Origin of the sequence: Serratia sp. JKS296 (genome assembly GCF_900215445.1) — a bacterium.
In the GTDB taxonomy this organism is placed as follows: domain Bacteria; phylum Pseudomonadota; class Gammaproteobacteria; order Enterobacterales; family Enterobacteriaceae; genus Serratia; species Serratia marcescens.
The window spans coordinates 2707446-2730649 of the sequence record NZ_OCMX01000001.1; the positions used below are offsets into that span (position 1 = coordinate 2707446).

A 23204-nucleotide genomic window follows, 5' to 3' on the forward strand; every position below is an offset into this window, starting at 1 on the left:
CTAACAAGGGCCCCCTGCGGGGCCCTTTTTATTTACGCCGCATAAACCGCATCGCGGATCTGCTGCGGATAATAACCGCACATGCCTTCAAACGCGGTGTTGGTCAGTATCACCACGCTCAGCTGCGCCTGTGGATCAAAGAACCAGCTGTGGCCGTAAACGCCGCCCCAGGTCAGCGTGCCGGCGTGCTGCGGCGTCTGCGCCGCTTCTGCGTCCATCAGCAGCGCGCCACCAAAGCCGAAGCCCCAGCCCGGCCCTTGCGTTTGCGCCTGCGCGCCCACGTGCGGGCTGCGCAGCAACGCCACCGTCTCCGGCTGCAACATGCCCTGCCCGCCGCTGCGCAACGCTTCCACCAGCTTCAGCACATCGTCGGCATCGCCGACCATGCCCGCACCGCCGGAAGGATAAGCCTCCGCGTTAAGCGCGCGCGCCGGCGAGAACGTCACTTCTCCCCCCGCCATGCCTTCCGGCAAGGCGATCCGCACGCCTTCCGGCATGCGCCGCGGCCCTTGCGGCGTGTTGTAATACGGCGTCGCCAGGTTCACGGCGTCCGTCGCATGGAATGCGGTGTTGCCAAGCCCCAGCGGCTGCGCCACCCATTCGACAAACAGCTGCGGCAGCGACATGCCCGTCACCCGCTCCAGCACCGCGCCAAGCACGTCGATCGCCAGTGAATAATTGAAGCGCTCTCCCGGTTCCGACAGCAACGGCGCCTGCGCCAACAGCCGCAGGTTTTGCTCCAGCGTCAGCGTCGACAGCTCCACGCCGTCCTGGATCCCCAACTGATGGTAAACGCCCGCCGGCGGTTGGTTCAGCCGATAGTCCAGACCGGCGGTATGGCTCAGCAAATGGCGGATCTTGATCGTCGGGCGGCGGCCATCCGCCAGCGCCGGGGTAAACCACGGCAGCCAATCGCTGACCGCATCGTCCAGGCTCAGTTTGCCCCGCTCAATCAGGCGCAGCGCCGCCAGCGTGGTATAGGGTTTGGAGACCGACGACAGCCGAAACTGCGTTTCCCGCCGCATCGGCCGGCGCGCTTCGCGGTCGGCATAGCCGGCCGCCCCGGCGTAACAAATCTCGCCCCGCCGCGCCACCAGCACCACGCTGCCCACGATGCGCCCTTCGGCCATCGCCTGTTGATCGATCGCCGCGATCCGTTCTGTTAACGCCTGTTGTGTTGCCGACATGATTTTCATCTCGCTGAGGGAAAGTAAAACCAGTCTAAAACGTTCGTCATAAATTAAAATAAGGCATAATTTAATGAATCATTAAGTACAGGTTATTAATAGATGAGTTCACTCCTGCAACTGCTGCCCTATTTCGAAGCCGTGGCACGGCTGGGCAACTTTACCCGCGCGGCCAGCCAACTGGGTGTCACGCCGCCGGCGGTGTCGCAAAACATTCAGGCGCTGGAGAATCAGCTCGGAGTGAGGTTATTCCACCGCACCAGCCGCTCGGTGCGCCTCAGCGACGAGGGCCGATTGTTCTATCAGAAGGTGTCGCCAGCCATGAGCCAGATCGACGTGGCGGCGGACGACGTGCGCGCCCTGGGCGCGCAGCCGGCGGGCCTGCTGCGCATTACGCTGCCGCAGCTGGCCGCTTCGCTGCTGGTGATGCCGCACCTGGCGGAATTTCAGCGACGCTATCCCGAAGTGCAGCTTGAGCTGTTTACCGAAGACCGCTTTTCCGATCTGGTGCTGGGCAGTTTCGATGCCGGCATTCGCATGCACGCCATGTTGCAAAAGGACATGATCGCCGTGCCAATCGACAACGGCCAGCGCCGGGTGCTGGTCGCCTCGCCCGACTATCTGGCGCGTTGCGGCGCGCCGGCCACGCCGGACGATCTGCTCGCGCACCATTGCCTGCGCTACCGTTTTCCCGGCAGCGGCAAATTGGAACCCTGGTATTTCAGTCGGCACGGCGATGAGCGGGCGCTGGACGTCAGCGGCAGTTTGATCTTTAACGAAGATCGGCTGATCAAGGATGCGGCGTTGGCGGGGCTGGGTATCGCACAGCGTTTTCAGGGTACGGTGTTGCAGGAGCTGGCGCAGGGCGATCTGGTGGAAGTGCTGCCGGAGTATGCCAGCGAGGCATCCGGATTTTTCATCTACTTTCCCGCCGGCAGGCATCTGCCGCTCAAGCTGCGCGCCTTTATCGATTTCATGCGCGAGCGGCGAGATCGACAGCACCGGTAACAGGGGCGCCCCGACGGCGCCCCCCACGATCAGCGCTTATCCAGCGCTTGCACGATGCGGTAAGCCGCCTCGACCCGATCGTCGTTCGGGAACCATTTGTTGGCCAGCATCACCACGGCGATATTCTTCGCCGGGATAAACACCGCGTAGGTGGAGAAACCGCCGGTAGAGCCGGTTTTGTTATACCAGCCGGCGCGCAATTCCGGCTGCGGCGGCGTGATGGCGGTAGCCGGCGTGCCGTTCATGATCATCCCGGCGTTGTTGCCCTCGATCAAACGAGACAGTTTCACCGGGTATGGGTAGTTCTCCCACATCAGATCCTGCGTGAACGCGCCCGCCTTGTAATAACCGACGTGCGTCGCGGTCAGCGCCTCACGCCACGGCTGCGCGACCTTCACCTGCTGCAGGTTGGCGTCCAGATAGCGAATCAGATCGCGAGCGTTGGACTTGATGCCGTAAGACTCGGCGTCCAGCGGGCCGGGATTGACCCGCACAGGCTTATCGTCCTTGTTGTAGCCCTGCGCATAGTTGGCCATCTGCGCCGCCGGCACCTGAACGTAGGTGTGGCTCATGCCCAACGCCGGCAGCATCCCCTGTTCCATCGCCTGGGTAAACGGCTGGTCGAGGCTCTTGGCGGCGATCATGCCCAGCATGCCGATGCCGAGATTGGAATAGACGCGGTAGCTGCCCGCCGGGTGTTTCGGCTGCCAGGCCCGGTAGTAGGCCATCAGTTGGGCGTTGTCGGTCACGTCGTCCGGCACGAACAGCGGCAGGCCGGAGGTATGCGTCGCCAGATTCAGCAGGCTGACGCCGTCGAAGGCGCTGCCGCGCAGCTCGGGCAGGTAGCGGCTGGCCGGATCGTTGAACGACAGCTTGCCCTGCTGCTGCGCATAGACCGCCAGCGTCGCGGTGAAGGTTTTGCTCAGCGAGCCCACTTCGAACAGCGTCTGCTCGGTGATCGGTTTGCCGGTCTGCTTCGAAGCGACGCCATACGGGTAAATCTGCTGTTTGCCGTCGACCGACACGGCGATCGCCATGCCCGGCACGCCATATTTTTTCATCAGCGGCTGAATAACGGCGTCGATATCCTGCTGCTGCGCGGCGTGCGCGGTCGGCAAGATCAGTGCGGCGATCAGCGCGGACGCCAGGCGGTTCATTTTCGTCATGATAGAGGCTCTTCGGTTGCAGGGCATCGGCCGCGGCCAAAAGTTTTTATTGGCGTTATGCACGGCGCTTTCCCTGGTTGATGATGTCATTCCTTTACGGCTGCCGCGACGCTCTCAGCAGCCGCGCCAAATATCGGATTTTGCCGTCGGGTTGACAAGCGATAATAATTTCAGCCAGCATAAAGAAAAACTTATGGCTATCGACAATGCGCAACCGACTTCCCCTCAACGCCCTGCGGGCGTTCGAATCCTCCGCCCGCCACCTGAACTTCACCCGCGCCGGCCTGGAGCTGCGCGTCACCCAGGCCGCCGTCAGCCAGCAGGTGCGCATGCTGGAAGAACAGCTGGGCATTCAGCTGTTCCGCCGCCTGCCGCGCGGGTTGGATCTGACCGAAGAGGGCCAGGCGCTGCTGCCGGTGTTGAGCGACGCTTTCGACCGCATCGAGGCGGTGCTGCAGCAGTTCGAAGGCGGGCATTTCCACGAGGTGCTGACGGTGGCGGTGGTCGGCACCTTCGCCGTCGGCTGGCTGTTGCCGCGGCTGGCGGCGTTCCGCGCGGCGCATCCGTTCATCGATCTGCGGGTGCTGACCCACAACAACCTGGTCAATCTGTCGGCCGACGGCATGGATTTCGCCATCCGCTTCGGCGAAGGCCTCTGGCCCGCCACCTGCAATATCAAGCTGTTCGACGCGCCGCTGACGGTGCTCTGCCCGCCGGCGGTCGCCGCGCGCTTGCGCACGCCGCAGGATCTGCAGCACGAGCAGCTAATGCGCACTTACCGCAAGGATGAATGGGAGCGCTGGTTCACGGCTGCGCAGGTGACGCCGTGGCGGATCAACGGACCGGTGTTCGACTCATCGCGGCTGATGGTAGAAGGCGCGATCCAGTGCGACGGCGTGGCGCTGGCGCCGGTCAGCATGTTCCGCCGCGAACTGGCCGCCGGCGCGCTGCAGCGGCCATTCGCCGCCGAGGCCGCGCTCGGCGCCTATTGGCTGACTCATTTGAAATCGCGGGATCTGACGCCGGCGATGAAAACCTTTATCGGCTGGATCCGCCGGGAGGCGGAAGAGGAACAGCGGCGGGACTAGGCGGAGCCGCGCCGGATCAGCGTCGGCGGCAAAATGACGTTCTGCGCCGGCAGATCGGCGTCACCGATGCGCTGCAGCAGGCGCGCGGCGGCGCTGCGCCCCACTTCCCGCGCCGAACTGGAGACGAAGGTCAGCGGCGGCTCGGTCAGTTCGGCCTCCGGCACGTCGCCGAAACCGATCAGCGCCACCTGCCGGCCATAGTAGGCGTCGACCCCGTCCGAGCCGATACTGCGGCCGCTGCGCGTCAGGCCAAAATAGGCGCCGAGCGCGACCGACGCCTTGTGGCAGACGATGGCGGTAATGTTCGGGTAGTGGCGCAGCAGTTGCTCTGCCGCTTCCGCCGCCTCACGCTGCCGGCAATCACACTCGACGATCCATTCGCTGCGAAACGGCAGGCCGTACTGCACCAACGTGGCGCAAAAACCGCCCAACCGCTCGGCGCGCGTCAATGAGTCGCTCTGGCCGCCGAGGTAGGCGATTTGGCTGTGACCGCGTTTGATCAAAAATTCGGTGGCCAACTTGGCGGCCTGCATATTGTCCGGCCGCACCACGTCCACCCCATCGAGACCGCTGGAGCGCGCCACGCAGACCAGCGGCACGCCCTGCTCGGCCGCCTTTTCCTTCAGCCCAGCCGCCGCGCGGATGCCGCCCGCCAGCACGATGCCGTCGACGCCCTGCGCCAGCAGCGCGTCAAACGCCCGCTGCAAGCCCTGGCCGTCACGCCCGCTCTGCGTCAAAAACAACAGCTTGTCGTGCGCCTCCAGCGCTTCGCTCAGCCCGGCGGTCATTTCGGCATAGAAGGGTTCGCAAATGTCGCGCAGAATAAGGCCAATCACTCCGGACTCCCCGCCGCGCAGCGTCGCCGCCTGGCGATTGCGCACATAACCCAGCTGCTCTATCGCCTGATTGACCTTCTCGGCGGTGGTCGGCGAAATGCGCCCTTTGCCGCTCAACACCAGGGAAACCGTGGTGACCGACACGCCCGCCTGCTGCGCCACATCGGTGATGGTGATTTTTTTGATGCTCATAGTCTCTGCGAACCCGTTCCTGGGCAACCCGCGCCGTAATGATCAAGGGTATACCGAATCCGTTAGCTCAGTAAAACGTTTTACTGCCTGCCGCATTGTCGCCAAAAACCGGGCGGCAGATTTGTGATTGGCGGCGCATTTTTGCTAGGTAAAACGTTTTATCTTCTTTTTACCTAATCAGAAGTCCCCTTTTTGCTCGTCTTTTCGCCAGGAGAAGTCGGTTATGTCAGCAGCCAACAAACCCAAAATCACCCTCTGGGAGTTCTTCCAGAGCCTGGGCAAAACGTTCATGTTGCCCGTCGCCTTGCTCTCTTTCTGCGGCATCATGCTGGGGATCGGCAGCTCGCTGAGCAGCCGCGACGTGATCACCCTGATGCCGTTTATCGGCCACCCGATCTTCCAGCTGATCTTTACCTGGATGAGCAAGGTAGGCTCCTTCGCCTTCAGCTTCCTGCCGGTGATGTTCGCCATCGCCATTCCGCTGGGCATGGCGCGCGAAAACAAAGGCGTCGCCGCCTTCTCCGGTTTCGTCGGCTTCGCCGTGCTGAATCTGGGCACCAACTTCTACCTGACCGCCGCCGGCGTGCTGCCCACCAGCGATCCGTTGGTGCTGAAAGCCAACAATATCCAGAACATCCTCGGCATTCAGTCGATCGATACCGGCATCCTCGGCGCGGTGATCGTCGGCATCATCGTCTATCGCCTGCATGAACGCTTCCACACCATCCGCCTGCCGGACGCGCTGGCGTTCTTCGGCGGCACGCGCTTCGTGCCGATCGTGACCACCGTGGTGCTGGGGCTGTGCGGCCTGGTGATCCCGCTGATCTGGCCGTGGTTCGCCGCCGGCATCACCGGGCTGGGTTGGGTGATCAACAGCGCCGGCGCCTTTGGCCCAATGCTGTTCGGCACCGGCGAACGCTTGCTGCTGCCGTTCGGCCTGCAGCACATTCTGGTGGCGCTGATCCGCTTTACCGAGGCAGGCGGCACGATGGAGGTGTGCGGCCACAGCGTCAGCGGCGCCCTGACCATCTTCCAGGCGCAGCTCTCCTGTCCGACCACCACCGGCTTCGCCGAGAGCGCCACCCGCTTCCTGTCGCAGGGTAAAATGCCGGCGTTCCTCGGGGGGCTGCCGGGCGCGGCGCTGGCGATGTACCACTGCGCCAAACCGGAGAACCGCCATAAAATCAAAGGGCTGTTGATTTCCGGCGTGGTGGCCTGCGTGGTTGGCGGCACCACCGAGCCGATCGAGTTCTTGTTCCTGTTCGTCGCGCCGTTCCTGTATCTGATCCACGCGCTGCTCACCGGGTTGGGCTTTACCGTGATGGCACTGCTGGGCGTGACCATCGGCAACACCGACGGTAACATCATCGACTTCGTGGTGTTCGGCATTCTGCACGGCACCGCCACCAAGTGGTATCTGGTGCCGGTGGTGGCCGCCGTTTGGTTCGTCGGTTATTACGCCATTTTCCGCTTCGCCATCCAGCGCTTTAACATCAAAACGCCGGGCCGTGAGAGCGACAGCGCCGTCAGCCAAAGCGCGCCGAGCGGCGCGGTGGGCAAATCCGGCTACAACGTGCCGGCGATTCTGGCGGCCCTCGGCGGCCCGGGCAACATTATCACGCTGGACAACTGCATCACCCGCCTGCGCCTGTCGGTCAACGACATGAGCCGGGTGGACGACGCGGCGCTGAAAGCCAATCGCGCCATCGGCGTAGTGCATCTCAACGACCACAATCTGCAGGTGGTGATCGGCCCGCAGGTGCAATCGGTGAAAGATGAATTAGACTCACTGATAGCCACGGCGCAACCTGCCGCGGCGCTGCAGGGAGCCACCCATGTTTGATTTCTCCACCCCGATCGACCGCCACGGCACCTGGTGCACCCAGTGGGACTATATCGCCGATCGTTTCGGCAGCGACGACCTGCTGCCGTTCACCATCTCCGATATGGATTTCGCCACCGCGCCGTGCATTCTCGAGGCGCTGCAACAGCGCCTGCAGCACGGCGTGCTGGGCTACAGCCGCTGGCAGCATGAAGATTTTCTCGGCGCGCTGCGCCACTGGTATCAGCAACGTTTCAACGTCGCCATCGACACCGCAACGGCGGTGTACGGCCCTTCCGTTATCTACATGGCGGCGCAGCTGATCCGCCAATGGTCCGTACCGGGCGACTATGTGGTGACCCATACCCCGGCTTACGACGCCTTCTACAAGGTGATCCTCGCCAACCAACGCCAGCTGTTGGCCTGCCCGCTGCACAAGGCCGGCGACGACTGGCGCTGCGACATGGCGCACCTTGAGGCGTTGCTGGCGCGGCCGCAAACCAAGATCCTGCTGCTGTGCAGCCCGCACAACCCCACCGGCAAGGTGTGGCGCCGCGACGAGCTGCAGCAGATGGCCGAACTGTGCGAGCGCCACGACGTGCGCGTCATCAGCGACGAAATCCACATGGATATGGCATGGGGTGAACACCGCCATACGCCGTGGAGCCAGGTGGCGACCGGCGCCTGGGCCTTGCTGACCTCCGGCTCCAAGAGTTTTAACATTCCGGCACTGACCGGCGCCTACGGCTTTATCAGCGACGACGCCAGCCGCGAAACCTATTTCCAGCAGCTAAAAGCCCGCGACGGCCTCTCCTCGCCGGCGGTGCTGGCGGTGGCGGCGCACGTGGCCGCCTATCGCCACGGCGCACCCTGGCTGGACGCCCTGCGCGACTATCTGCAGGATAATCTGACCTACGTCGCCGAGCGGCTGGAGCAGGCGTTTCCCGCGCTGGGCTGGCGCCCGCCGCAGGCCACCTACCTGGCCTGGATCGATCTGCGGCCGCTGGCCGTGGACGATCGGGCGCTGCAGCAGGCGCTGATCGAGCGTGAAAAGGTGGCGATCATGCCGGGCTTTACCTACGGCGAAGAAGGCCGCGGGTTCCTGCGCCTCAACGTCGGCTGCCCGCGCAGCAAGCTGGAAGCCGGCATGGACAAGCTGATCGCCGGGTTGAGGTTGGTGCTGGACGAGCAATAGCGCGAGGGGGCGAGCCTCTGCCCGCCCTCCGTTACGCCTGAACAGACGGGATTTCCTCCAGATGACGATAGACCGTCAATCCCCATTCGTTAGCCAACCGCACGTCGTTATCGGCCCCCGCAGACGCCCCTTCGATGCGATACACCGCCTGACACTGCGCAATCAGTCGGTGAGCCACCGGATAAAGAAACGCCTCGCTGACCGCATCGCCAACCTGAGTGGAACCGGCCGCGACCGCCAAAGGCAGCGCCAGCCACTCGCCGATCACCGGCACGTGCCCCCGCTGGTAAACCGCCAGCGCCGCCTGTTCCAGGCGCGCCAGATTGGCGGCAATACGCTGCGGATCGCCATCGGTGCCGCTGCGATAGGGCCCGGCGATCAAGATTTGTTGTGCTTTCATCGTTGTTCCTCCAACGTCCGATTCAAGGCGACAAACTGCAGCAGCATGATGGTTTTGGCGTCAACGATCGTACCCTGACGAACCGCCTGCAGGGCCTGCGCCAGCGGCAGCTCGATCACCTCCAAATCTTCTCCCTCCGCCGCCAGCCCGCCGCCCTCGTTGAGGCGATCGCTCGCCTGATATTCACCGACGAAAAAGTGCAGCTTCTCGGTGACCGAGCCTGGGCTCATGTAGGCTTCAAACACTTTCTCCACGTTCTGCACGAAATAGCCGGTTTCCTCTTCCGCTTCGGCTCTGATGCGCGCCTCCGGCGACGCGTTGTCCAGCAGCCCGGCGGCGGCCTCAATCAGCATGCCGTCATGACCGTTGACGAACACCGGAAAGCGGAACTGGCGCGTCAGGATCACCGTTTGCGCCTGCCGGTTGAACAGCAAAATCACCGCGCCGTCACCGCGATCGTAAGTCTCACGGCTTTGCCGTTGCCAGACGCCGTCGCGCCGCAGAAAATCAAAGGTAGTTTTTTTCAGCAGGTACCAGTCATCGGACAACACCCGGGTTTCGACAATGCGAACCCTGTCTTTGGTGGCTATCATCGGTTTACTCCGCCAGAGGAAGGAAATTGATACTATCGTGCAGTTTCGTGTATGATCAAGATATTTCGTGCATAAGAAATTTGAGAGGAAATGGCCATGTTGACCAGCCAACGCAAGAAGATCATTTTGGAAAAACTGGCCCAGGATGGTCAGGTCTTGGCCAAACAGCTCAGCGAGATGTTCGGGCTGTCGGAAGATACGGTCCGGCGCGATCTGCGTGAACTGGACGCCGAGGGGTTGCTGCAACGGGTGCACGGCGGCGCCCTGCCGGTTTCTTCCGCCATCGCCAGCTTCGCCGAACGCAATCACTTGGAATCCGGCGCCAAACGCGCGATCGCCAAAGCGGCGGCGGCGCTGATCGCCCCCGGCCAGGTGGTGATCATCGACGGCGGCACCACCTCCGCAGAGCTGGTCAGGCAACTGCCGGCCAACCTCAACGCCACCATCGTCACCCACAGCCCCAGCGTCGCCGTGGGGTTGGTCGATCACCCCACCGTCGAGGTGATCCTGATCGGCGGCCGACTGTATAAGCATTCGATCGTCAGCGTCGGCGCCGCCGCCGTAGAAGCGATGTCGCATATCCGCGCCGATATTTATTTCATGGGCGTGACCGGCGTGCACCCCACCGCGGGGCTGAGCACCGGCGATCTGGAGGAGGCCTACATCAAACGCGCGCTAGCGGCCCGCGCGGCGGAAACCGTGGTGCTGGCCTCCGCCGCCAAGCTTAACGCCGCCTCTCAGTATGCGATCGGCGATATTACGCTGGCGCACACCGTCATCGTTGAGCGGGCTACCGATGACGCGCTGATCGCGCCGTTGCAGCAGGCGGGCGTCAGCGTGTTGAAAGCCTGATTCGCGACGATAATGCGATATAGCGCGCATTATTTGTGATTAACATCACTTTTTTATGCAACGCGATGGCAAGTTTCATCCATTTGTTTTTATACTGTTCTGCACTTTACCTACGATAATTAGCGAGTGCCCAGCATGATCGATCCCCGCCTACCGCTTACCGATATTCACCGCCATCTCGACGGCAACATCCGCGCGCAGACCATTCTCGACCTCGGCCGCCAGTTCAATCTTGCCCTGCCGGCCAACGATTTGGAGAGCCTGCGCCCGCACGTGCAGATCACCCATGCCGAACCGGATCTGGTCAGCTTCCTGCAGAAACTGGACTGGGGCGTGGCGGTGCTGGGCGATCTGGACGCCTGCCGCCGGGTGGCTTACGAAAACGTCGAGGACGCCGCCAACGCCGGCCTGCACTATGCCGAGCTGCGTTTCTCCCCTTACTACATGGCGATGAAACATCAACTGCCGGTCGCCGGCGTGGTGGAAGCGGTGATCGACGGGATCCGTTCGGGCTGCCGCGATCGCGATATCGACATTCGCCTGATCGGCATCATGAGCCGCACCTTCGGCGAGGCCGCCTGTCTGCAGGAACTGGAAGGATTGCTGGCGCACCGCGACGGCATTACCGCGCTGGATTTGGCGGGCGATGAGCTGGGCTTCCCCGGCAGCCTGTTCCTCAGCCACTTCAACCGCGCCCGCGACGCCGGCCTGCGCATCACCGTGCACGCGGGCGAAGCCGCCGGCCCGGAAAGCATCTGGCAGGCGATCCGCGAGCTGGGCGCCGAACGTATCGGCCACGGGGTGAAAGCGGTCGAAGATCCGGCGCTGATGGACTTCCTGGCGGAACACGGCATCGGCATCGAATCCTGCCTGACCTCCAACATCCAGACCAGCACCGTGCCGTCGCTGGCGCAGCATCCGCTGGCCACCTTCCTGCGCCACGGCGTGCTGGCGTCAATCAACACCGACGATCCGGCGGTTCAGGGCATAGAGATCGAGCATGAATACCGCGTCGCCGCGCCGCAAGCCGGGCTGACGCCGGAAGAAATCCGCACCGCGCAGGAAAACGGCCTGAAGCTGGCCTTCCTCAGCGAGCAGGAAAAACAGGCGCTGCGCGCCAAAGTTCAAGGCTAATCTCCCAAGGCGCCAAACGGCGCCTTCTTCTCATCCCCCCGTTTTCTTCCGCCTGCGCGTCTTTATCGCTGTTTTCACCCCATCACTCTGTTGCAAGAGAGGAATTCCGCATGTCTGACAAACTACGCCGCATCGTGCTGACCGGCGGCCCGGGTTCGGGCAAAAGCACGCTCATCGACGTTCTTCATCGCCGTGGTTACCCGCACTCCTTGGAGGCGGGCCGGGCGATTATTCAGGATCAGGTGAGTATCGGCGGCCATGCGCTGCCGTGGGGCGATCGCCAGGCCTTCGCCGAGCGGATGCTCGATTGGGAACTGCGCTCATGGCGCGAAGCGACGGGGGAAACATGCTGGTTCTTCGATCGCGGGCTGCCGGATATCGCCGGGTATCTCACGCTGTGCAGACTGCCGATCCCCGCGCATTTGACGGCGGCGATCGGCGCCTTTCGCTATGCCGAAAGGGTGTTCATCGCCCCGCCGTGGCAAGCGATCTACGCGCAGGACAGTGAGAGAAAACAATCTTTCGCCGAAGCCGAGCTGACCTACCGGGCGATGGTGGCCGTCTATCGCCGCTATGGCTATCAGCTGCAAGAACTGCCGCGCGCCTCACCGGACGAGCGCGCCGACTTTCTGCTCGACGCGCTGAGCCACCGTTAGCGGCCTGCGGCCTATTTGGCCACCAGCGCCTCCGCTTCGGCCCGCTGTTTGGCGGTTTTACGCGCATAGCGCTGCGCCAGCACCGCGCACACCATCAGTTGAACCTGGTGGAAAATCATCAGCGGCAGCACCATGGCGCCCACCGCCGCGGCCGGGAACAGCACGTTGGCCATAGGAATGCCGTTCGCCAGGCTCTTTTTCGAACCGCAGAAGACGATGGTGATCTCATCGGCGGTGTTGAAGCCCAGCCAGCGCGCCGCGTAGGTGTTGATCACCAGCACCACCGTCAGCAGCACCAGCGACATCACCAGGATGGTCAGCAGCGACCAACCGTCGATGCGGTGCCAAATCCCTTCCACCACCGCCGCGCTGAACGCGGTATACACCACCAGCAGGATCGACGAACGGTCGGTCAGGTTGATCAGCTTGCGATGACGGTCGATCCACTTGCCGATCAATGGCCGCGCCAGGTGACCGATCACGAACGGCACCATCAATTGCAAAATGATTGAACCGATGGCGTGCAGCACGTCGGTATTGCCGCCCTGAGTATGCATCAACGCCCCCACCAGCAGCGGCGACAGGAACACGCCAAGAATGCTCGACGCCGAGGCGCTGCAGATCGCCGCCGCCACGTTGCCGCCTGCCGCCGAGGTAAAAGCGATGGCCGACTGCACCGTGGCCGGCAGCGCGCACAGATAGAGGAAGCCGAGATAGACCGTCGGCGTCATGATGCCCGGCACCAGCAGGTTCATCGCCAGCCCGAGCAGCGGGAACAGCGCAAAGGTGCTGAGGAACACCAGCAGATGCAGCTTCCAGTGACTCATGCCGGCGATGATCGCCTCGCGCGACAGCTTGGCGCCGTGCATAAAGAACAGCAGCGCGATGGCCGCGGTGGTCAGGTGTTCAAAGAAGGTTTTCCAGATGCCTTCGCAAGGGAACAGCGAGGCGACGATCACCACCAAAATCAGAACCAGCAAAAATTTATCAATGCGCAAACGCTGCAACCAGGACATGAAACGAATTTCCTTGCACGTAAAGTCGTAAAAAGGCCCGACGCTTCGCCGGGCACAGAGAAATGGGCAGTATCAAACCACCGGCAGCGCCTGCTGCAGCCGGGCCGATTCCAGCCCCAGTTCGATCAATGCCATCACCGCGATGGCGTCGGCGGCCGGCACCGGGTTTTCGCCTGTACCGGCGATCGCGTCGCGCACCGCCGCGTAATAAGCCGGGTAATTGCCGGGAATGTTGAGCAGCGGTTGCTCCGCCAGCAGATCGTCACGTGACAGCGTCACTACACCCTCGCGCATGTCATAGCCCCAATCGGCCTGCGGCAGACGCTCGCCGGCCTTCAGTCGGTCTTCCTGCGGATCGAGGCCGTATTTGACATAGCTGCCGCGGGTGCCGTGCACCACGTAGCGCGGGCTCTCTGCCGCCGCCAGCATGCTGGCGTGCAGCACCACACGGCGATCGCCATAGCTCAGCAGCGCGTGGAAATAGTCCACCGCCTGCGCCCCCGGCCGCAGCTCACCCAGATCGACAAACAGCCGTTCGGGTTTGCCGAAGAGTTGCAGCGCCTGATCGAGCAGATGCGGCCCCAAATCGAACCAGATGCCGCTGCCGACGCCGCCTTGTTCACGCCAGCGCTGGCGCACCTGCGGCCGGTAGCGATCGAAATGCGACTCGAAATACACCACCTCGCCCAGCGAACCGTCCTTTAACAGCACTTTAAGGGTAAGGAAATCGCTGTCCCAGCGGCGGTTGTGGAACACCGACAGCAGTAAACCGCTCTGCTGCGCCTGCTGTTGCAGCGCCTGCGCTTGTGACAACGTCACGGTAAACGGTTTATCCACCACCACGTGCTTGCCGGCGGCCAACGCCTGCTGCGCCAGCGGGAAATGGGTATCGTTGGGGGTAGGAATGACGATCAGATCGAGGGCCGGATCGGCGAACAGCGCTTGCGCATCCCCCACCACCGTCATCGACGGCCAGTCGGCGTGCACTTTGCCGGCATCGCTGCTGGAGACGGCGGCCAACTCCAGCCCCGGCGTACCGGCAATCAGCGGCGCATGAAAGGTTTTGCCGGCGTAGCCGTAACCGACCAGCCCGACACGAATTTTCTCAGCCATGGGATTTCCTCTTGCTGGCTCACGACAGACCCTTTCGATTTGACACCATGCGGCCGGATGGAACAAGAAGTAAATGAGATGTTAATTCGAAGCGAGGCCGGAGTAGCCAAACGTGCGGCCCGGCGCCGCGATGCCGAGCTATCCGCTTGATAGAGATGACGAAGCCTATATTACCCGCTAAGCTATGCCGCCTGTGATCCCCGTTTCAATCAGGAAGCCTTTATGTCTCAAGCTGAATACACTCGTATCGGCGGTTGGTTGCTGGCCCCGCTGGCCTATCTGATCGTCACCCTGCTCAGCGCCAGCCTGATGCTGCTCCTGTACGCCATGGCGATCTTCATGCCCGAGTCGCGCGATTATCTGTTGACCAACGCCCAGGCGTTTACCCTGCAATGGTACTTTTCGGTGCTGACCACGCTTTTGATGTGGGGCTTCACCCTGTGGCTGGTGTTTCTGTTTTGCCAGCGCTCGCAGCGCTTCCCCAAACTGTTCTTGTTATGGCTGCTGATCACGGTGATCCTGGCGGTGAAAGCCTTCGCCTTTGCGCCGGTACCGGATGAAGTGGCGGTGCGCAGCCTCGGCTGGCCGCTGCTGATGGCGGCGCTGCTGGTGCCTTATATCAAGCGCTCGCAGCGGGTCAAAGGCACCTTTACCGAACGTTAATGGCGATTGCAGCACGTTTTATCGGGTTTTTTGTGTAAATTTTCGCCAAAAAAGGCAATACCCCTGCGATTCATATGTTGTCGTCCGGCCGCCGATTCCCGATAATAGGCGGCTTTTATTTTTTTAGGCATCGCAATGACCGAATACCTGCTCCTGTTTGTCGGCACCGTACTGGTGAACAACTTCGTTCTGGTGAAGTTTCTTGGCCTGTGCCCGTTCCTCGGCGTTTCCAAGAAGCTGGAAAGCGCCATCGGCATGGGAATGGCCACCACCTTCGTCATGACGCTGGCCTCCGTCAGCGCCTGGGTGATCAACACCTTTATTCTGGTTCCGCTGGATCTGGTGTATCTGCGCACGCTCTCCTTCATTCTGGTGATCGCCGTCGTCGTTCAGTTCACCGAGATGGTGGTGCGCAAGACCAGCCCGGCGCTCTACCGCCTGCTGGGCATCTTCCTGCCGCTGATCACCACCAACTGTGCGGTGCTGGGCGTAGCGTTGCTTAACGTCAACCTCGGCTATAACTTCCTGCAGTCCGCCGTTTACGGCTTCAGCGCCGCCGCCGGTTTCTCGCTGGTGATGGTGCTGTTCGCCGCCATTCGCGAACGTCTGGCGGTCGCCGACGTGCCGGCGCCGTTCCGCGGCTCCTCGATCGCGTTGATCACCGCCGGGCTGATGTCGCTGGCCTTTATGGGCTTTACCGGGCTGGTGAAATTCTAATGACTGCGTTGTGGATAGCTATCGCGGCTTTGAGCGCGCTCGGGCTGCTGTTCGGACTGGTGCTGGGCTACGCCGCGCGCCGTTTTGAGGTGGAAGAGGATCCGGTCGCCGAGCAGGTCGACGCGATCCTGCCGCAGAGCCAGTGCGGGCAGTGCGGCTACCCCGGCTGCCGCCCCTATGCCGAGGCGGTGGCCAACGGCGAGATGATCAACAAATGCGCGCCGGGCGGCGAACAGGTGATGCTGAAACTGGCGGAGCTGCTCAACGTAGAGCCGCAGCCGCTGGGCAGCGAAGCCGCCGCCGAGCCGGAGCGTAAAGTGGCCTATATCGACGAGGCCAACTGCATCGGCTGCACCAAGTGCATTCAGGCCTGCCCGGTGGACGCCATCGTCGGCGCCACCCGCGCCATGCACACCGTCATCACCGACCTCTGTACCGGCTGCGATCTGTGCGTCGCCCCTTGCCCTACCGACTGTATTGAAATGAGACCGGTCGCTACCACCACCGCCAACTGGAAGTGGGACATGAAGACGATCCCGGTGCAAGTGATCCACGTGGAGCAACATGCTTAATCTGTTCGCCGCCTTTAAAAAAGACCGGATCTGGGATTTCGACGGCGGGATCCATCCACCGGAAATGAAAACGCAGTCCAGCGGTGCGCCGCTGCGTGTCGCGCCCCTGCCCAAGACCTTTATCATTCCGCTGCAGCAGCATTTGGGGCCGGAAGGCGAGCTGTGCGTCAGCGCCGGCGATCGGGTGTTGAAAGGCCAACCGCTGACCGTCGGCCGCGGCCGCACCGTGCCGGTGCATGCCCCGACCTCGGGTACCGTCAGCGCCATTACCCCGCACATCACCGCTCACCCGTCCGGGCTGACGGAGCTGTGCGTGATTATCGAGGCAGACGGGGAAGACCGCTGGTGCGAGCGCGATCCGGTGGCGGACTATCGCCAATCGCCCGCCACGGAACTGATTCAACGTATTCATCAGGCCGGCATCGCCGGCCTGGGCGGCGCCGGTTTCCCGACCGCCAGCAAGCTGCAAGGCGGCATGAGCGGCGTGGAAACGCTGATCCTCAACGCCGCCGAGTGCGAGCCTTACATCACCGCCGACGACCGCCTGATGCAGGAACATGCCGATCAGATCATTGAAGGCACGCAGATCCTGCAACACATTCTGCAGCCCAAAGTCACGCTGATCGGCATCGAAGACAACAAGCCGGAGGCAATCGCGGCGCTGAAACTGGCGTTGCGCGGCCAGTCCGGCATTGCGCTGCGCGTCATCCCGACCAAATACCCGTCCGGCGGCGCCAAGCAGCTGACCAAAATTTTGACCGGCAAGGAAGTGCCGCACGGCAAGCACTCCTCCGCTATCGGCGTATTGATGCAAAACGTCGGCACCGCCTTCGCCATCAAGCGAGCGATCGTCGACGGCGAACCGCTGATTGAGCGCGTAGTGACCCTGACCGGCGAGGCGATCGAGCGCCCCGGCAACCTGTGGGCGCGCATCGGCACGCCGGTGCAGCACCTGCTTGACTTCACCGGTTTCCGCCCGCAGGCGCAGCAGATGGTGGTCATGGGCGGCCCGCTGATGGGCTTTACCCTGCCCGCGCTGAACGTGCCGATCGTCAAGATCAGCAACTGCATTCTGGCGCCGACGGTGGATGAAATGACGCCGCAGGAACCGGAGCAGTCCTGCATCCGCTGCGGCCTGTGCGTAGACGCTTGCCCTGCCGGGCTGCTGCCGCAACAGCTGTACTGGTTCAGCCGTGGACAGGAGCACGACAAGGCGCGCAACCATAACCTGTTCGACTGCATCGAATGCGGCGCCTGCGCGTTCGTCTGCCCCAGCAATATCCCGCTGGTACAGTACTACCGGCAGGAAAAGGCCGAAATCAAGGCTATCGATCTGGAAGCGGCGCGCACCGCCGAGGCCAAGGCGCGTTACGAGGCCAAACTGGCGCGTCTGGAGCGTGAAAAACTGGCGCGTGAAGAGCGACATAAAAAGGCCGCCGTCAAACTGACCGACGACGATCAGGGCGCAGTGCAGGCCGCGCTGGCGCGCGTGCGCAGCAAGAATGCCGAAGCGGCGGTTACGCCGGTCAACGGCCAGCAGCCGGACAACAGCGAGATGATCGCCGCCCGCGAAGCGCGTAAAGCGCAGGCGCGCGAACGTCGAGCCCAGCTGGCTGCTGAGGTGGAAACGGAAGCGCCACCGGCGACCGCCGGCGACGACGCGCGTAAAGCCGCCGTGGCCGCGGCGCTGGCCCGCGTGAAAGCGCGCAAAGAGGCACCGGCCGCAGACAGCTCCGCCCCGGCGGCAACAGAGGTCGATCCGCGCAAAGCGGCCGTTGCGGCCGCCCTGGCGCGCGTGAAGGCCAAAAAGGCAGAGCAGCAGGCGGATGCCCCTACTCCAGCGGAACCGGCGCCGGCTCCAGCCGAAGAGGATCCGCGCAAAGCGGCCGTTGCGGCCGCCCTGGCGCGCGTGAAGGCCAAAAAGGCAGAGCAGCAGGCGGATGCCCCTGCTCCAGCGGAACCGACGCCGGCTGCAGCCGAAGAAGATCCGCGCAAGGCGGCGGTCGCGGCGGCACTGGCGCGCGTAAAAGCCAAAAAAGCGGCGCAACAGGCGGATGCCTCTGCACCGGCGGAACCGGCGCCGGCTGCAGCCGAAGAAGATCCGCGCAAGGCGGCGGTCGCGGCGGCACTGGCGCGCGTAAAAGCCAAGAAAGCGGCGCAACAGGCGGATGCCTCTGCACCGGCGGAACCGGCGCCGGCTGCAGCCGAAGAAGACCCACGCAAGGCGGCGGTTGCGGCGGCTATCGCCCGCGCCAAAGCCAAGAAAGCCGCGCAACAGGCGGATGCCTCTGCACCGGCGGAACCGGCGCCGGCTGCAGCCGAAGAAGACCCGCGCAAGGCGGCGGTCGCGGCGGCTATCGCCCGCGCCAAAGCCAAAAAAGCCGCCAGGGAATCGCTGGCGGCGGAAACGGAAGACAAATGATGACAGCGGCGCCTGGCTGACGCCGGGCGCCGTTTAATCGATAGAGATCAGGTAGGTGTAATCCACTTCAATCTGGCGCAGTTTGGATTCCGGATTCCACTCTTTGGTTTGAATGATCTCCATTTCCATACTGCCGCGCACTTCATCCTTCAACCCCGGCATCACATGCGACATCAGGTAGCCGAAAAACTGCAAACACTCTTTCGCCGACCCCTTATGGTTGATAGAGATAAACTCGCGGCTCGGCAAATGGAAGGTGTCTATCTGATGGTTGGAAAGAATATCCTTTCTGTGTTCAGGATCGACCGCCATCACCAGCGTGGATGAGAGCTCGTCGCCCTCCCCGGCATGAGGGGAGTAGATGCTGTAAATCCGCCGACAGTCAACGTGCAGCCCCTTGAAGAAGTCGTTGAAAATCTCGTCCTTCATCGCCATGCAGGACGAGTACTCCAGCTCCTGTTCGGAGGCGAAATCCAGCCGGCGCGTGAAGCCGACCAACTGCATGTCGGGCAGCGTCAGCCGCTTCACTTCCGGGTAATAACCGGCGCCGTAGCTGGCTTCGAAGTTAAAGCGCGGCATCAGGTTTTTCACGTCCCAGTGCTCCATCGAGCGATAGCGATTGGGGGTGGTGCCGAAGCGCTGCTTGAACATGCGGGTAAAAGTCTGCTGAGAGTCGAAGCCCAGCTCATCGGAGATGTCGATGATGGAGCGACGGGTGATACGCAGCGCCACCGCGGCGCGTGTCAGGATGCGCGAACGGATATAGGTGGCGAGTTGAATGCCGGTAATACGCTTAAATTTACGCTGCAGATGCCACTTGGAATAGCCCGAAATACGCGCGACTTCATCCAGGTTTGGCCGTTTCTCCAGATGTATCTCCACCCACTCAATTAGCTCTTCAATAAAAAAAATGTCTTCATTTGTCATTATTATGGATTCACTGACTCAATAATGTTCGCGATAGTAACCTACACGGATTATGTGAAAGTTGTTATTTTGTGCGGAAGTCTGGAGAAAAATGATATCTCATTCATACGCTTACCCCATTTCCCGCGGTCGATGGCGGCACAAGTTCCACTGACAATTCCTCACGTTAGCCCATTTCCCGGCCAAAAAAAAATCAAATCGCGCCGCCCCGATCGCCAGATGCGCGGAAAGCCGAATACCCCTATCATTAAGGCGTATTACCCTCGCATCGAATCAGGTAGAATGCTCGGCTATCATTTTTGCCGCGCCCGCAGTATGGCGCATCGAAACTGCCGCAGGCGCGGCGCAGAAGGTATCGTTACTCTATGAAGTTCAGGCCGGTATCACCCACAGCCGCCAAAGGCTTACACATCGCCAGCTCGCCTTTCACCCACAACCAGCAAAGCACCAGCCGCATTATGCTGTGGGTCATGTTAGCGTGCATTCCCGGCATCGCGGCGCAGATTTGGTTTTTCGGCTACGGCGTGCTGATTCAGGTGGCGCTGGCGGCGATCGTCGCGCTGGCCGCGGAAGGCGCGATCCTCAAGCTGCGCAAGCTGCCGGTGCGCAGCCGGCTGGCGGATAACTCCGCCCTGCTGACCGCGCTGCTGCTCGGCATCAGCCTGCCGCCGCTGGCGCCGTGGTGGATGATCGTCATCGGCACCTTCTTCGCCATCGTTATCGCCAAACAGCTGTATGGCGGCCTCGGGCAGAACCCGTTCAACCCGGCGATGGTCGGTTACGTAGTGCTGCTGATCTCCTTCCCGGTGCAGATGACCAGTTGGCTGCCGCCGGATGAGCTGCGCGCCACCGCGCTGTCGCTCCACGACACGCTGCTGGCCATTTTCAGCGGCCATACCGCACAGGGCGCGACGCTGCACGAACTGCAGATGGGCGTGGACGGCATCAGCCAGGCCACGCCGCTCGACGGCTTCAAAACCGGCCTGCGCAGCGGCCACAGCGTGGAACAGGTGTTGCAGCAGCCGCTGTTCGGCGGCGCGCTGGCCGGCATCGGCTGGCAGTGGGTCAACCTCGGCTTCCTGGCCGGCGGCCTGTTTATGCTGGCGCGTCGCCTGATCCATTGGCAAATCCCTTTCAGCATGTTGGCCGCCATCGCCTTCTGTTCCGGTCTGGCCTGGTGGATCGATCCGGCGCATCAGGCTTCGCCGCTGATCCACCTGTTCTCCGGCGCCAGCATGCTGGGCGCGTTCTTTATCGCCACCGATCCGGTCAGCGCTTCCACCACGCCGAAGGGCCGCTTAATCTACGGCGCGCTGATCGGCGTGCTGGTCTGGCTGATCCGCGTCTATGGCGGCTACCCTGACGGCGTGGCCTTCGCCGTGCTGCTCGCCAACATCACCGTCCCGTTAATCGACCACTACACGCAGCCGCGCGTGTACGGCCATCGCTAAGGAGCCGCCATGCTGAATTCCATGAGAAAGCACGGCACCACGCTGGCGGTGTTTGCGGCGGTCACCACCGGCCTGACCGCCGTGGTCTACGCCCTGACGAAAACCACCATCGCCCATCAGGCGGCGCTGCAGCAAAAAGCGCTGCTCGATCAGGTGGTGCCGCCGGAAAACTACGACAACATCATGCAGAACGAATGCCTGCTGGTCAGCGATCCGGCCTTGGGCGACGGCGCGCCGCACCGCTTGTACCTGGCGCGCAAAAACGGGCAGCCGACTGCCGCCGCGCTGGAAACCACCGCGCCGGACGGTTACTCCGGCGCCATCAAGCTGCTGGTCGGCGCCGATTTCAACGGCACGGTGCTCGGCACCCGGGTGATTGAACACCACGAAACGCCTGGGCTGGGTGACAAAATTGAACTGCGCATTTCCGACTGGATTTCCTTCTTCAGCGGCAAGAAAATCGAAGGCCCGGACGATAAGCGCTGGGCGGTGAAGAAAGACGGCGGCATGTTCGACCAATTCACCGGCGCGACCATCACCCCGCGGGCGGTGGTCAATGCGGTGCGCCGCACGGCGTTGTATATGGAAACGCTGCCGCCTAAACTTGAAAGCTTACCTGCGTGTGGAGCCGCCGAATGAGTGAAGCCAAAGAATTGATCGTCCAGGGGTTGTGGAAAAACAACTCCGCCCTGGTGCAGCTGCTGGGCATGTGTCCGTTGCTGGCGGTGACCTCCACCGTCACCAACGCGCTCGGCCTGGGGCTGGCCACCACGCTGGTGCTGACGCTGACCAACGCCTCCATCTCCGCGGTGCGCCGCTGGGTGCCGAGCGAAGTGCGTATTCCAATCTACGTGATGATCATCGCCGCGGTGGTGAGCATCGTGCAGATGCTGATCAACGCCTATGCCTTCGGCCTGTATCAGTCGCTCGGCATCTTTATTCCATTGATCGTAACCAACTGCATCGTGGTCGGCCGCGCCGAAGCGGTGGCCGCCAAGAAGCCGGTCGGCCTCTCGGCGCTGGACGGCATGGCCATCGGCCTCGGCGCCACCGGCGTGATGGTGACGCTGGGCTCGATGCGCGAACTGTTGGGCAACGGCACGCTGTTCGACGGCGCCGACCAACTGCTGGGCGGCTGGGCCAAATCGCTGCGCATCGAAGTGGTGCATTTCGACAGCCCATTCCTGCTGGCCATGCTGCCGCCGGGCGCCTTTATCGGCCTGGGGCTGCTGCTGGCGGTCAAATATCTGATCGACGAAAAAATGAAGGCGCGCAAAGCTCGCGCCGTGGCGGCGGAACCGCTGCTGGAACAAGGACGTGCTGAGAAGGCCTGATGAACAAGCAGAAGCGACTGGAAATTTTGACCCGGCTGCGCGACAACAACCCGCACCCGACCACCGAGCTGGTGTACACCACGCCGTTTGAACTGCTGATTGCAGTGCTGCTGTCTGCACAGGCCACCGACGTGAGCGTCAACAAGGCGACCGCCAGGCTTTACCCGGTCGCCAACACCCCCGCCGCCATGCTGGCGCTGGGGGTTGATGGCGTCAAGGAGTACATCAAGACCATCGGCCTGTTCAACAGCAAGGCCGAAAACGTGATCAAAACCTGCCGTATGCTGCTGGAGCTGCACGGCGGCGAAGTGCCGGAAGATCGCGCCGCGCTGGAAGCGCTGCCGGGCGTCGGCCGCAAGACCGCCAACGTGGTGCTCAATACCGCCTTCGGCTGGGCGACCATCGCCGTGGACACCCACATCTTCCGGGTGTGCAACCGCACCCACTTCGCGCCGGGCAAGAACGTCGATCAGGTGGAAGAGAAGCTGCTGAAGGTGGTGCCCGCCGAATTCAAGGTCGATTGCCATCACTGGCTGATCCTGCACGGGCGCTACACCTGCATCGCGCGCAAACCGCGCTGTGGCTCCTGCATCATCGAAGACCTGTGCGAGTATAAAGAGAAGGTTTATCCAGAATCCTGAGTCTGACGGGGCGGCAAACCGCCCCCGTCGCCGCCACTCCCCCCCGCCAGCGCCTCTTTTTTATCGGAAATGTGATATCGCGCAGCAGTAACCCCGGCGTTATCACGGTTTTCAGTGAAAAACTCAGTGCCGCGTTATTTTCAAGCGAAAAATTAGTCAAAAATTGCGGTGAACGTCACGCTTTCAGGATCACAAGGCGTTCACAAATGCCAGTCCCGT

23 protein-coding genes are annotated in these 23204 nt (G+C 62.5%); 15 read left to right on the forward strand and 8 right to left on the reverse strand.

Annotation, left to right across the window (positions count from 1 at the left end; genetic code table 11):
• Nucleotides 1-32: 32 nt before the first annotated feature.
• Nucleotides 33-1187 carry a serine hydrolase domain-containing protein gene (locus tag CRO23_RS12760; protein WP_097103095.1) on the reverse strand — a complete coding sequence of 385 codons (1155 nt, stop codon included), beginning with the start codon at nt 1185-1187 and terminating at the stop codon, nt 33-35.
• Nucleotides 1188-1289: 102 nt separating this feature from the next.
• On the opposite strand from CRO23_RS12760, the gene CRO23_RS12765 reads away from it, so the two are divergent.
• Complete coding sequence (locus CRO23_RS12765; RefSeq protein WP_033640465.1) at nt 1290-2195, forward strand: LysR family transcriptional regulator; 906 nt, start codon at nt 1290-1292, stop codon at nt 2193-2195.
• A gap of 29 nt (nt 2196-2224) precedes the next feature.
• On the opposite strand, the gene blaSRT is transcribed toward CRO23_RS12765, so the two are convergent.
• Nucleotides 2225-3361: an SRT/SST family class C beta-lactamase gene (gene blaSRT / locus CRO23_RS12770; protein WP_016927879.1), complete on the reverse strand. Its 1137-nt coding sequence runs from the start codon at nt 3359-3361 to the stop codon at nt 2225-2227.
• Nucleotides 3362-3567: 206 nt separating this feature from the next.
• Between blaSRT and CRO23_RS12775 the strand changes: the two genes are divergently transcribed.
• Complete coding sequence (locus CRO23_RS12775; RefSeq protein WP_097102130.1) at nt 3568-4449, forward strand: LysR family transcriptional regulator; 882 nt, start codon at nt 3568-3570, stop codon at nt 4447-4449.
• On the opposite strand, the gene CRO23_RS12780 is transcribed toward CRO23_RS12775, so the two are convergent.
• Complete coding sequence (locus CRO23_RS12780; protein ID WP_033640467.1) at nt 4446-5477, reverse strand: Mal regulon transcriptional regulator MalI; 1032 nt, start codon at nt 5475-5477, stop codon at nt 4446-4448. The genes CRO23_RS12775 and CRO23_RS12780 overlap by 4 nt on opposite strands.
• Nucleotides 5478-5700: 223 nt before the next feature.
• On the opposite strand from CRO23_RS12780, the gene malX reads away from it, so the two are divergent.
• On the forward strand, nt 5701-7320 hold the full coding sequence (gene malX, locus CRO23_RS12785) for a maltose/glucose-specific PTS transporter subunit IIBC (protein WP_033640468.1): 1620 nt from the start codon (nt 5701-5703) through the stop codon (nt 7318-7320).
• Nucleotides 7313-8494 (forward strand): MalY/PatB family protein, encoded by a 1182-nt coding sequence (locus CRO23_RS12790; RefSeq protein WP_079451289.1) that lies wholly within the window; start codon nt 7313-7315, stop codon nt 8492-8494. The genes malX and CRO23_RS12790 overlap by 8 nt, the downstream gene beginning before the upstream one ends.
• Nucleotides 8495-8525: 31 nt before the next feature.
• On the opposite strand, the gene CRO23_RS12795 is transcribed toward CRO23_RS12790, so the two are convergent.
• Together CRO23_RS12795 and CRO23_RS12800 are read right to left on the reverse strand one after the other, a co-directional pair.
• Entirely contained in the window at nt 8526-8894 is a 369-nt protein-coding gene (locus CRO23_RS12795) for an NUDIX hydrolase (protein WP_079451290.1), read from the reverse strand.
• A complete protein-coding gene (locus CRO23_RS12800) occupies nt 8891-9487 on the reverse strand; it encodes an NUDIX domain-containing protein (protein ID WP_079451291.1) in 597 nt (198 codons plus the stop codon). The genes CRO23_RS12795 and CRO23_RS12800 overlap by 4 nt, the downstream gene beginning before the upstream one ends.
• A 96-nt stretch (nt 9488-9583) precedes the next feature.
• Between CRO23_RS12800 and CRO23_RS12805 the strand changes: the two genes are divergently transcribed.
• The 3 genes from CRO23_RS12805 (at nt 9584) to CRO23_RS12815 (ending at nt 12129) form a co-directional block, all read left to right on the forward strand.
• Nucleotides 9584-10339 carry a DeoR/GlpR family DNA-binding transcription regulator gene (locus CRO23_RS12805; protein WP_033640472.1) on the forward strand — a complete coding sequence of 252 codons (756 nt, stop codon included), beginning with the start codon at nt 9584-9586 and terminating at the stop codon, nt 10337-10339.
• Between the two features lie 135 nt (nt 10340-10474).
• On the forward strand, nt 10475-11473 hold the full coding sequence (gene add / locus CRO23_RS12810) for an adenosine deaminase (RefSeq protein ID WP_016927887.1): 999 nt from the start codon (nt 10475-10477) through the stop codon (nt 11471-11473).
• Nucleotides 11474-11583: 110 nt separating this feature from the next.
• Nucleotides 11584-12129 (forward strand): AAA family ATPase, encoded by a 546-nt coding sequence (locus CRO23_RS12815; protein ID WP_097102132.1) that lies wholly within the window; start codon nt 11584-11586, stop codon nt 12127-12129.
• A gap of 11 nt (nt 12130-12140) precedes the next feature.
• Here the strand turns inward: CRO23_RS12815 and CRO23_RS12820 are convergent, their stop codons facing one another.
• Both CRO23_RS12820 and CRO23_RS12825 read right to left on the reverse strand, forming a co-directional pair.
• Nucleotides 12141-13145 (reverse strand): bile acid:sodium symporter family protein, encoded by a 1005-nt coding sequence (locus CRO23_RS12820; protein ID WP_016927889.1) that lies wholly within the window; start codon nt 13143-13145, stop codon nt 12141-12143.
• A 72-nt stretch (nt 13146-13217) separates the two neighbouring features.
• Nucleotides 13218-14258, reverse strand: coding sequence for an oxidoreductase (locus CRO23_RS12825; RefSeq protein ID WP_097102134.1), 1041 nt, complete (start codon nt 14256-14258; stop codon nt 13218-13220).
• 222 nt (nt 14259-14480) lie between these two features.
• Between CRO23_RS12825 and CRO23_RS12830 the strand changes: the two genes are divergently transcribed.
• From CRO23_RS12830 to rsxC, 4 genes are all read left to right on the forward strand, one after another.
• On the forward strand, nt 14481-14921 hold the full coding sequence (locus tag CRO23_RS12830; RefSeq protein WP_016927891.1) for a DUF2569 domain-containing protein: 441 nt from the start codon (nt 14481-14483) through the stop codon (nt 14919-14921).
• A gap of 135 nt (nt 14922-15056) precedes the next feature.
• The gene (rsxA, locus tag CRO23_RS12835; protein ID WP_004938443.1) at nt 15057-15638 is read left to right on the forward strand and encodes an electron transport complex subunit RsxA; all 582 of its coding nucleotides are present in this window, start codon (nt 15057-15059) and stop codon (nt 15636-15638) included.
• Complete coding sequence (gene rsxB / locus CRO23_RS12840) at nt 15638-16210, forward strand: electron transport complex subunit RsxB (protein ID WP_004938428.1); 573 nt, start codon at nt 15638-15640, stop codon at nt 16208-16210. The genes rsxA and rsxB overlap by 1 nt, the downstream gene beginning before the upstream one ends.
• Nucleotides 16203-18632 carry an electron transport complex subunit RsxC gene (rsxC, locus tag CRO23_RS12845; protein ID WP_097102135.1) on the forward strand — a complete coding sequence of 810 codons (2430 nt, stop codon included), beginning with the start codon at nt 16203-16205 and terminating at the stop codon, nt 18630-18632. The genes rsxB and rsxC overlap by 8 nt, the downstream gene beginning before the upstream one ends.
• Before the next feature lie 33 nt (nt 18633-18665).
• Here rsxC and CRO23_RS12850 read toward each other — a convergent pair whose 3' ends face one another.
• On the reverse strand, nt 18666-19559 hold the full coding sequence (locus CRO23_RS12850) for a helix-turn-helix domain-containing protein (protein ID WP_016927894.1): 894 nt from the start codon (nt 19557-19559) through the stop codon (nt 18666-18668).
• 365 nt (nt 19560-19924) lie between these two features.
• Here CRO23_RS12850 and rsxD point away from each other — a divergent pair, with 365 nt between their 5' ends.
• From rsxD to nth, 4 genes are read left to right on the forward strand one after another with little or no spacing between them, the layout of a single operon-like run.
• Entirely contained in the window at nt 19925-21010 is a 1086-nt protein-coding gene (gene rsxD / locus CRO23_RS12855; RefSeq protein WP_033640478.1) for an electron transport complex subunit RsxD, read from the forward strand.
• A gap of 9 nt (nt 21011-21019) precedes the next feature.
• Entirely contained in the window at nt 21020-21649 is a 630-nt protein-coding gene (rsxG, locus tag CRO23_RS12860; protein WP_004938412.1) for an electron transport complex subunit RsxG, read from the forward strand.
• On the forward strand, nt 21646-22344 hold the full coding sequence (locus CRO23_RS12865; RefSeq protein WP_004938409.1) for an electron transport complex subunit E: 699 nt from the start codon (nt 21646-21648) through the stop codon (nt 22342-22344). The genes rsxG and CRO23_RS12865 overlap by 4 nt, the downstream gene beginning before the upstream one ends.
• A complete protein-coding gene (gene nth / locus CRO23_RS12870; RefSeq protein WP_004938407.1) occupies nt 22344-22985 on the forward strand; it encodes an endonuclease III in 642 nt (213 codons plus the stop codon). The genes CRO23_RS12865 and nth overlap by 1 nt, the downstream gene beginning before the upstream one ends.
• Nucleotides 22986-23204 lie beyond the last annotated feature (219 nt).

Coding starts and splice junctions, on each gene's coding strand:
- CRO23_RS12825 (WP_097102134.1), bottom strand. CDS start 14,258: ATGGCTGAGAAAATTCGTGTCGGGCTGGTCGGTTACGGCTACGCCGGC.
- rsxB (WP_004938428.1), top strand. CDS start 15,638: ATGACTGCGTTGTGGATAGCTATCGCGGCTTTGAGCGCGCTCGGGCTG.
- blaSRT (WP_016927879.1), bottom strand. CDS start 3,361: ATGACGAAAATGAACCGCCTGGCGTCCGCGCTGATCGCCGCACTGATC.
- CRO23_RS12775 (WP_097102130.1), top strand. CDS start 3,568: ATGCGCAACCGACTTCCCCTCAACGCCCTGCGGGCGTTCGAATCCTCC.
- CRO23_RS12795 (WP_079451290.1), bottom strand. CDS start 8,894: ATGAAAGCACAACAAATCTTGATCGCCGGGCCCTATCGCAGCGGCACC.
- rsxA (WP_004938443.1), top strand. CDS start 15,057: ATGACCGAATACCTGCTCCTGTTTGTCGGCACCGTACTGGTGAACAAC.
- rsxD (WP_033640478.1), top strand. CDS start 19,925: ATGAAGTTCAGGCCGGTATCACCCACAGCCGCCAAAGGCTTACACATC.
- CRO23_RS12780 (WP_033640467.1), bottom strand. CDS start 5,477: ATGAGCATCAAAAAAATCACCATCACCGATGTGGCGCAGCAGGCGGGC.
- CRO23_RS12765 (WP_033640465.1), top strand. CDS start 1,290: ATGAGTTCACTCCTGCAACTGCTGCCCTATTTCGAAGCCGTGGCACGG.
- CRO23_RS12805 (WP_033640472.1), top strand. CDS start 9,584: ATGTTGACCAGCCAACGCAAGAAGATCATTTTGGAAAAACTGGCCCAG.
- CRO23_RS12815 (WP_097102132.1), top strand. CDS start 11,584: ATGTCTGACAAACTACGCCGCATCGTGCTGACCGGCGGCCCGGGTTCG.
- CRO23_RS12790 (WP_079451289.1), top strand. CDS start 7,313: ATGTTTGATTTCTCCACCCCGATCGACCGCCACGGCACCTGGTGCACC.
- malX (WP_033640468.1), top strand. CDS start 5,701: ATGTCAGCAGCCAACAAACCCAAAATCACCCTCTGGGAGTTCTTCCAG.
- CRO23_RS12820 (WP_016927889.1), bottom strand. CDS start 13,145: ATGTCCTGGTTGCAGCGTTTGCGCATTGATAAATTTTTGCTGGTTCTG.
- CRO23_RS12800 (WP_079451291.1), bottom strand. CDS start 9,487: ATGATAGCCACCAAAGACAGGGTTCGCATTGTCGAAACCCGGGTGTTG.
- add (WP_016927887.1), top strand. CDS start 10,475: ATGATCGATCCCCGCCTACCGCTTACCGATATTCACCGCCATCTCGAC.
- nth (WP_004938407.1), top strand. CDS start 22,344: ATGAACAAGCAGAAGCGACTGGAAATTTTGACCCGGCTGCGCGACAAC.
- CRO23_RS12760 (WP_097103095.1), bottom strand. CDS start 1,187: ATGTCGGCAACACAACAGGCGTTAACAGAACGGATCGCGGCGATCGAT.
- CRO23_RS12850 (WP_016927894.1), bottom strand. CDS start 19,559: ATGACAAATGAAGACATTTTTTTTATTGAAGAGCTAATTGAGTGGGTG.
- CRO23_RS12865 (WP_004938409.1), top strand. CDS start 21,646: ATGAGTGAAGCCAAAGAATTGATCGTCCAGGGGTTGTGGAAAAACAAC.
- rsxG (WP_004938412.1), top strand. CDS start 21,020: ATGCTGAATTCCATGAGAAAGCACGGCACCACGCTGGCGGTGTTTGCG.
- CRO23_RS12830 (WP_016927891.1), top strand. CDS start 14,481: ATGTCTCAAGCTGAATACACTCGTATCGGCGGTTGGTTGCTGGCCCCG.
- rsxC (WP_097102135.1), top strand. CDS start 16,203: ATGCTTAATCTGTTCGCCGCCTTTAAAAAAGACCGGATCTGGGATTTC.